Annotated in this window: 8 protein-coding genes; 3 read left to right on the top strand and 5 right to left on the bottom strand. The window is 71.3% G+C overall.

The window, feature by feature from the left end:
• Window positions 1–604 (bottom strand): hypothetical protein (locus ACRDSQ_RS27425; RefSeq protein ID WP_431424968.1); only part of this gene is annotated, 604 nt, incomplete at its 3' end.
• Window positions 601–783, bottom strand: a complete 183-nt coding sequence (locus ACRDSQ_RS27420; protein WP_431424967.1) for a hypothetical protein — start codon at window positions 781–783, stop codon at window positions 601–603. The genes ACRDSQ_RS27425 and ACRDSQ_RS27420, both read right to left, overlap by 4 nt.
• Before the next feature lie 71 nt (window positions 784–854).
• Here ACRDSQ_RS27420 and ACRDSQ_RS27415 point away from each other — a divergent pair, with 71 nt between their 5' ends.
• On the top strand, window positions 855–3,161 hold the full coding sequence (locus tag ACRDSQ_RS27415; protein ID WP_431424965.1) for an FdhF/YdeP family oxidoreductase: 2,307 nt from the start codon (window positions 855–857) through the stop codon (window positions 3,159–3,161).
• On the opposite strand, the gene ACRDSQ_RS27410 is transcribed toward ACRDSQ_RS27415, so the two are convergent.
• From ACRDSQ_RS27410 to ACRDSQ_RS27400, 3 genes are all read right to left on the bottom strand, one after another.
• Window positions 3,139–3,387 carry a mycoredoxin gene (locus ACRDSQ_RS27410; RefSeq protein ID WP_431424963.1) on the bottom strand — a complete coding sequence of 83 codons (249 nt, stop codon included), beginning with the start codon at window positions 3,385–3,387 and terminating at the stop codon, window positions 3,139–3,141. The genes ACRDSQ_RS27415 and ACRDSQ_RS27410 overlap by 23 nt on opposite strands.
• Window positions 3,388–3,519: 132 nt before the next feature.
• The gene (locus ACRDSQ_RS27405) at window positions 3,520–3,798 is read right to left on the bottom strand and encodes an SCO4225 family membrane protein (RefSeq protein ID WP_431424961.1); all 279 of its coding nucleotides are present in this window, start codon (window positions 3,796–3,798) and stop codon (window positions 3,520–3,522) included.
• 57 nt (window positions 3,799–3,855) lie between these two features.
• The gene (locus ACRDSQ_RS27400) at window positions 3,856–5,385 is read right to left on the bottom strand and encodes a phytoene desaturase family protein (protein WP_431424959.1); all 1,530 of its coding nucleotides are present in this window, start codon (window positions 5,383–5,385) and stop codon (window positions 3,856–3,858) included.
• 99 nt (window positions 5,386–5,484) lie between these two features.
• Between ACRDSQ_RS27400 and ACRDSQ_RS27395 the strand changes: the two genes are divergently transcribed.
• A complete protein-coding gene (locus tag ACRDSQ_RS27395; RefSeq protein ID WP_431424958.1) occupies window positions 5,485–6,792 on the top strand; it encodes an alpha-lytic protease prodomain-containing protein in 1,308 nt (435 codons plus the stop codon).
• Window positions 6,793–6,866: 74 nt separating this feature from the next.
• Window positions 6,867–7,691 carry a formate dehydrogenase accessory sulfurtransferase FdhD gene (gene fdhD, locus ACRDSQ_RS27390; RefSeq protein ID WP_431424956.1) on the top strand — a complete coding sequence of 275 codons (825 nt, stop codon included), beginning with the start codon at window positions 6,867–6,869 and terminating at the stop codon, window positions 7,689–7,691.
• The last annotated feature ends 62 nt before the right edge of the window (window positions 7,692–7,753 follow it).

Below are 7,753 nucleotides of genomic sequence, written 5' to 3'. Positions count from 1 at the left end.
GCCCGATGTCGGCGAGCGCGACCGCGTCCTTCGGGGACAGCCCGCCCTCGACAGCGGCGGCGGCACGGGCGGCGCCGCGAAGGTCGGTGAGCCTGCCGGCGGCGCGGTCGGCGGCGGCGAGGGCGTCGGTGTAGACGGCCACGCAGCCGCTGATCAGGTCACCGACCACGCCGACCAGCTTGGCGATCCCGACCGGATCGGGCATCGGCACGGAGCCGACGTGGGTGGCGTCGTGCGCGGCGGCGGCGAGGGCCTGGTGGAGCTCGGCGTGCCTGCGCTGGTGGTCGCGGACGGACACCGCGAGGTCGGCGAGGGTGTCGCCGGTGGCGGTCAGCGTGGCCGCCATCCGATCGAGGACCCGACCGGTCGCGGGGAGCGGTTCGGCGCCCAGAGCGGCCACCTGGGACCCCAGCGGGGTCAGCGAGGCACCGGCCACCCGGTAGGCGGCGGCGACGGCCTCCAGGGCGTCCGGGTCGCCGGGCGGGGGCTCCTTGATCTCGTTGACCACGCTCGCCACGACGGTCACCAGCTTGACCGGGTTGAGCATCGCGCCCAGGTCGTTGAGGTTGCGCACCAGCGAGGTCAGCTGCACCGGCCCGCTCACTCGGCACCGTCCAGGACCGCGAGGCAGACGTCGAGTTCGGCGAGCAGCGCGGACCGCAGCCCGGCGTAGGCGTCGGCGGCGGGCCCGCTCCCGCAGGCGGCGGCACCGCCGCGGGTGGAGACCTCGAACGCCTCCCGGGCCCGGCTCAGCGTGGCCGCCAGGTCTTCGGCTGTGGGCATCAGTCGCCTCCTCGCGTGACTCGCGCACCGACCGTATGGCATCCGTACGCCATGGGGCAGAAGATGGGCGCATGGTGCGCCAGCCCCCCGACAAAGACGTCGTCGAGTCCGACCTGTCCGTGACCTCCCCGAAGCAGTGGGCCGCCGGTATCCCCGGTGTCGCCGTGTCGCTGAGGCGGAGCGTCGAGCAGATGGGGGTGACCCGCACCGCGAAGACGCTGCGCCTGCTCAACCAGCGCGAAGGGTTCGACTGCCCTGGCTGCGCGTGGCCGGAGCCCAGTCACCGGCATGCCGCCGAGTTCTGCGAGAACGGCGCGAAGGCGGTCGCCGAGGAGGCCACGAAGCGGCGGGCCGGGCCGGAGTTCTTCGCCGCGCACGCCGTGGCGGACCTAGCCGAGCGCACGGACTACTGGCTCGGCGGACAGGGCAGGCTGACTCACCCGATGGTGTTGCGCGAAGGCGGCACGCACTACGAGCCGATCTCCTGGGACGACGCGTTCACGCTGATCGCCGAGCGGCTGCGCGCGCTGTCCACTCCGGACGAGGCGGTTTTCTACACCTCCGGCCGGACCAGCAACGAGGCCGCGTTCCTCTACCAGCTGCTGGTGCGCTCGTTCGGCACGAACAACCTGCCGGACTGCTCGAACATGTGCCACGAGTCCTCCGGCGCGGCGCTGTCGGAGACCACCGGCGTCGGCAAGGGCTCGGTGTCGCTGGCCGACTTCGAGCTGGCGGACCTGGTCATCGTCGTCGGCCAGAACCCGGGCACGAACCATCCCCGGATGCTGACCGCGCTGGAGAAGGCCAAGCGGGCGGGGGCGAAGGTCATCGCGGTGAACCCGCTGCCCGAGGCCGGTCTGATGCGGTTCAAGAACCCGCAGAACGTGCGCGGGGTGCTGGGCAAGGGCACCGAACTGGCCGACGAGTTCTGCCAGATCCGCATCGGCGGCGACCAGGCGCTGTTCCAGGCCGTCGGACACCTGCTGCTCACCTGGGAGGCGGCGAACCCAGGCACGGTCGTCGACCAGGACTTCGTCGAAAACCGCACGATCGGGTTCGCCGAGTACGCCGACAGCGTCCGCGAGATCGACTGGGACGTCATCGTCGCCGCGACCGGGATGGCGCGCGAGCAGATCGAGAAGGTCGCCCGGATGATGGCCGACTCGAAGCGCACGATCGTGTGCTGGGCGATGGGCCTTACCCAGCACAAGCACGCGGTGCCGACCATCCGCGAGATCGCGAACGTGGTGCTGCTGCGGGGAATGATCGGCAAGCCCGGCGCGGGGCTGTGCCCGGTGCGCGGGCACTCCAACGTGCAGGGCGACCGGACGATGGGCATCTGGGAGAAGATGCCGGAGAAGTTCCTGTCGGCGCTGGAGACCGAGTTCGGCATCGACGTCCCGCGCACGCACGGCCACGACACCGTCTCGGCGATCCGGGCGATGCGCGACGGCAAGGCGAAGGTGTTCGTGGCCGTCGGCGGCAACTTCGCCGCCGCCACACCGGATACCGACGTCACCGAGGCCGCAGTGCGGTCGTGTGACCTCACCGTTCAGGTGTCGACCAAGCTGAACCGGTCGCACGTGGTGCACGGGCGGACCGCGTTGATCCTGCCGACTCGGGGACGCACCGAGCGCGACACCCAGGCGTCCGGCGACCAGTTCGTCACCGTCGAGGACTCGATGTCGGTCGTGCACCGGTCGCAGGGCAGGCTGGAGCCGGCGAGCGAGCAGCTGCGGTCCGAGGTGGACATCGTGTGCGGCATCGCCGACGCGCTGCTTGGGCCTGGGCATCCGGTGCCGTGGCAGGACTTCCCGCGCGACTACGACCTGATCCGCGACCGGATCTCCCGAGTCGTGCCTGGCTGCGAGTCGTACAACGAGCGGGTGCGGGAGCCCGACGGCTTCGTCCTGCCGCATGCCCCACGCGACGCGCGCGAGTTCACCGGGACGAGGAGCGGGAAGGCGGCGTTCACGGCGAACGAGCTGACCGTGCCGTTCGTGCCGGAAGGCAGGCTGCTGCTGCAGACGCTGCGCAGCCACGACCAGTACAACACCACGATCTACGGCCTCGACGACCGCTACCGCGGCATCAAGGACGCCCGGCGCGTGGTCCTGGTCAACCCGGACGACCTGACCGCCCTCGGGTTCGAGGACGGTCAACTGGTCGACCTGGTCGGCGAGTGGCCGGACCGCGAGCGGCGGGCCGAGCGGTTCCGGGTGGTGTCCTACCCGACGGCCCGCGGGTGCGCGGCAGCGTACTTCCCGGAGGCGAACTCGCTGGTGCCGCTGGACTCCACGGCCGACACGTCCAACACGCCGACGTCGAAGTCGATCGTCATTCGGCTGGAGGCGGCTACGCGGCCAGCTGCGCCTTGACCTCGGCCAGGCTCGGGTTGGTCAGCGCGGCGCCGTTCGGGAAGTGCAGGGTGGGGACGGTCTGGTTGCCGCCGTTGACCTGCATGACGAAGTCGGCCGCGCCGGGGGTCTCCTCGATGTCGACCTCGACGTACTCGATGCCGTCGGCGGCGAGCAGCGTCTTGAGCCTGCGGCAGTACCCGCACCAGGTCGTCGAGTACATGGTGAGCTTGCTGGGTGCCGACATCGTCTGGGTTCCTCTCCCCGTCGTCTTTGGGACGTTGGAGTCAACCACGGCGCAGCCCCGAAAATGCCCGCTCGCAGTGCGCTGCCGGTCACACCGCCACCACGGAGAACCCCTACTCGGGCGTGATCGCGGTCAGGGTGAACCGTCGACCGGCGCGGACCACTTGGTGAGCGCGCGCACGACACACCAGACCACGGCGGCCTGGACGAGCGCGGAGATGATCACGACCGGCCAGTACCCGATCGCGCCTGCCGCCTGAACCACCAGCAGGGACACCGGCATCGTCACGAACACGCACGAGACGCCGACCATGGACTCGGTGTCGCCCGCCGCGGCGACCACGACCGTGACCACACACACCAGGGCGACCAGGGCCAGGTAGGCCAGTGCCGCGACCGTCGCCTTGCTCATCGGACAAACACTGCCATCGCCGCGGTGTCGGCGCCAACGCAGGCGGCTTGCCCGCCCTTATCGGCTGAGCACCGCCATCGCCGCGTTGTGGCCGCCGATCCCACTCACGCCGCCGCCACGCCGGGCGCCGCTGCCACACACGAACAGGTTCGCCACATCCGTTTCCACGCCCCAGCCACCCTCATCGGCGAACGGCCACGACAGGTCCCCATGGAAGATGTTGCCGCCCGGCATCCGCAGTTCCTCTTCGAGGTCATGCGGTGTGCGGGCCTCGACGCACGGATTTCCGTCGGCGTCACGCGCCACGCAGTCGGCGATCGGATCGATGAGATGCCGATCAAGCCCGGCCATGAACCGGTCGATGAGATCCCCGCACAGCCCGCGGTTGTCTTCGGCGAACAGAGCGGCGGGCAGGTGCAGCCCGAAGAGCGTCAAGGTGTGCGCACCACGAGCCGCGAGTTCGGGCGCGAGAATGGATGGGTCGGTGAGCGTGTGGCAGTACATCTCGCCCGGCGGGAACTCGGGGACCTTGCCGGAAACGCTCGCCTGATAAGCGTTCTCCAACTCCACATAGGACTCGTCGAGGTGGAACGTGCCGGCGAACGCCTGCCTGGGTTCGACCCCTGACCGCAGCCGAGGCAGCCGGTCCAGCAGCACATTGATCTTCAGCTGGGCACCCACCGGCACGGCCGCCGCGCGCCCCCGCAGCCGGTCGAGCACCGCGGGCGCCACGCCCGACAGGACGTGGCTCGCGCCGATCACCCGGTCCCCCACGGTGACCTCCGCGGACGTGCCGTCCACGTCGACCCGGGTCACCTCGGCGCCGGTCACGATCTCCGCGCCCGCCGAGCGTGCGACCCGGAGCAACTCCGCCGTGACCGCGCCCATTCCGCCTGCCGGCACCCGCCACTCCCCCGTCGCGTTGCCGATGAGGTGGTAGAGGAAACACCTGTTGGCCAACAGGTCCGGCGACCCGAGTGAAGTGTGGGTGCCGATCAGCGCGTCCGTCGCGACGACGCCGCGCACCAGGTCGTCGGTGAAGGTCTCCTCGATCACCTCGCCCAGCGGACGCTCGAAGATCTGCCGCCAGACGTTCTCGCCCGCCGCCCCGACAACCAGGTCGCGGGCCGCCGCCGTGGACGGCAGCGGGTCGAGCATGGTCGGCGCGAGCGCGCGGGCCACCCGGGCGAGATCGCCGTAGAACTCCTGCCAGCGCCCGAATTCGACGTCCGAGCCGGTCAGCGCGCGGAACGATTCCGCCGTGACCGGACCGGGGTCGCGCTCGACCAGCAGGCCGGTGGCACGGCCGTCGCGGACGGTCGGCGTGTATGAGGACACCGCGCGGGAGCGCAAGTCGAGCCGCAGTCCCAAGTCCTCGACGATCCGGTCGGGCAGCAGGCTCACCAGGTACGAGTACCGCGAGAGCCGCACGCCGGGGAACGGGCTCGCGCTCACCGCGGCGCCCCCGGTGTGGCCCAGCCGTTCCAGCACCACCACCGAGCGCCCGGCTTTGGCCAGGTAGGCGGCCGCGACCAGCGCGTTGTGCCCACCGCCGACAACGACGACGTCGTAGCTGTCCTTGTTCACCTGTCGAACTTTAACGGTATGACCAGATTGGTATGTACCAATTACGGCGCCGGAGGGCTTAGCTCGGAGGGTCCCACCTCACCCTGCCTTGGAGAGCGGATGAACCGAAAGATCACCGCCGCCGCGTTGGCGGCACTCAGCGTGGCCGGCTTCACCACCGCCGTCGCGCTCAGCACACCGTCCGCCGCGGCGGACACGTCCATGGAGGCCGCGCTCGCCCGAGACCTGCACATCACCCCGGAGCAAGCCCGGCAGCGGCTCGGCCGCGAGAAGGTCGCCGCCCAAACCGAGGCCGCCCTGCGGGCCAAGCTCGGCGCGTCCTTCGGCGGCGCCTGGCTCAACGGCGACGCGACCCGCTTCACCGTCGCGGTGACCGACCGGACCAAGGCCGAGCAGGTCCGCGCGCTCGGCGCGGTCCCGGAGACCGTCGCCAGGAGCGAAGCGCAGCTCAGCGCCCTCAAGGACCGGCTCGACACGGCGGCGAAGTCCGCACCCGAGGGAGTGCCCGGCTGGTATGTCGACGTGACCACGAACTCGGTTGTGGTCCTGGCCAAGGACGGCAGCCAGGACGCGGCGAAGTCATGGGCGAGTGCCAACGGCGTCGACGCGGTCCGGGTCGAGGCGTCCACGGAATCACCCAAGCCGCTGATCGACATCATCGGCGGCAACGCCTACACCTTCGGCAGCGGTCGGTGCTCGATCGGCTTCGCCGTCGAAGGCGGGTTCGTCACCGCGGGCCACTGCGGGCGCACGGGCACCGTCACGTCGAACCCGTCGGGCACGGTCGCGGGCTCGAGCTTCCCCGGCAACGACTACGCCTGGGTCCGCACGGCGGCGGGCAACACCCCGCGGCCGCTGGTCAACCGCTACCCCGGCACGGTCCCGGTGGCAGGCTCGACGGAGGCCCCGGTCGGCGCGTCGGTGTGCCGCTCGGGCTCCACCACCGGCTGGCGCTGCGGCACCATCCAGCAGAAGAACGCCTCCGTCACCTACCCCGAGGGCACGATCACCGGCCTGATCAGGACCAACGCCTGCGCCGAACCCGGCGACTCCGGCGGCTCCTGGCTCACCGGCGACCAAGCCCAGGGCGTCACGTCCGGCGGCTCGGGCAACTGCACCTCCGGCGGGACGATCTACTTCCAGCCGGTCAACGAGATCCTCAGCGTCTACGGCCTGCGGCTGACCGTGTCCGGCACCCCGCCGACCAGCACCACCACGCCGCCGACCAGCACGACCTCGCCGACCACCACCACCGTCCCCCCGGGCGGCACGTGGGCGCCCTACGTGGCGTACGCGGCGGGCACGCAGGTCACCTACGGCGGGGCAAGCTACCGGTGCTGGCAGGGACACACGTCCCAGCCGGGCTGGGAACCGCCCAACGTCCCGGCGCTGTGGCAGCGGCTGTGACCTGAGCGGCTCTCCGCGGAAGGCCATCCCCGACGGGCGCAGGCGTCGGGGATGGCCTTCCTTAGGCTGGTGGCATGGGACGAGTGACGGTGCGCAGGTCTGTGGTGCGGTTGAGCGCCGACGGGCGGCGCACGCGGCCGGACGCGCTGGCCGCGGAGGAGCCGCTGGAGCTTCGGGTCGGGGGACGCGCGTTGGCGGTCACGATGCGCACGCCGGGACACGATGTGGAGCTGGCGCACGGCTTCCTGCTGACCGAGGGCGTCATCGGCGGCCGGGAGGACGTCTCCATCGCGCGGTACTGCGACGGGGCCGACGAGGACGGGCGCAACACCTACAACGTCCTCGACGTCGCCTTGGCCGACGAGGTGCCCGCACCCGAGGTCGGGGTGGAGCGGAACTTCTACACGACGTCGTCCTGCGGGGTCTGCGGGAAAGCGGCACTCGACGCGGTGCGGCTGCGGACGCGGTTCTCGCCCGCGGCCGACGACGTGACGGTGTCCGCCGAAGTCCTCCACTCGCTGCCGGGGCTGCTGCGGGAGAAGCAGAAGGTTTTCGAGAGCACCGGTGGGCTGCACGCGGCCGGGCTGTTCACCGCGTCCGGGGAGGCGCTGGTGGTCCGCGAGGACGTGGGCAGGCACAACGCGGTCGACAAGGTGCTCGGGTGGGCCCTGCTGGCCGACCGGGTGCCGCTGCGCGGGATGGTGCTGATGGTGTCCGGGCGGGCGTCGTTCGAGCTGGTGCAGAAGGCGGTGATGGCCGGCGTCCCGATCCTGGCGGCGGTCTCCGCCCCGTCCTCACTGGCCGTCGAGCTGGCGGACGAGGCCGGCGTGTCCCTGGTCGGCTTCCTGCGCGGCGACTCGATGAACGTCTACACCCACGCCCAGCGCATCGAGCACTGAGGACTTACGCGGAACGGTCGCGGCGCTCGCGGCGGGCCGGCTGGCGGGGCACGATCGTCGGG

Origin of the sequence: Actinokineospora sp., from assembly GCF_050699995.1 — a bacterium.
Lineage (GTDB): Bacteria > Actinomycetota > Actinomycetes > Mycobacteriales > Pseudonocardiaceae > Actinokineospora.
This window is presented reverse-complemented; position numbering and strand designations above follow the sequence as displayed.

Coding starts and splice junctions, on each gene's coding strand:
- fdhD (WP_431424956.1), top strand. CDS start 6,867: ATGGGACGAGTGACGGTGCGCAGGTCTGTGGTGCGGTTGAGCGCCGAC.
- ACRDSQ_RS27415 (WP_431424965.1), top strand. CDS start 855: ATGGTGCGCCAGCCCCCCGACAAAGACGTCGTCGAGTCCGACCTGTCC.
- ACRDSQ_RS27420 (WP_431424967.1), bottom strand. CDS start 783: ATGCCCACAGCCGAAGACCTGGCGGCCACGCTGAGCCGGGCCCGGGAG.
- ACRDSQ_RS27410 (WP_431424963.1), bottom strand. CDS start 3,387: ATGTCGGCACCCAGCAAGCTCACCATGTACTCGACGACCTGGTGCGGG.
- ACRDSQ_RS27405 (WP_431424961.1), bottom strand. CDS start 3,798: ATGAGCAAGGCGACGGTCGCGGCACTGGCCTACCTGGCCCTGGTCGCC.
- ACRDSQ_RS27395 (WP_431424958.1), top strand. CDS start 5,485: ATGAACCGAAAGATCACCGCCGCCGCGTTGGCGGCACTCAGCGTGGCC.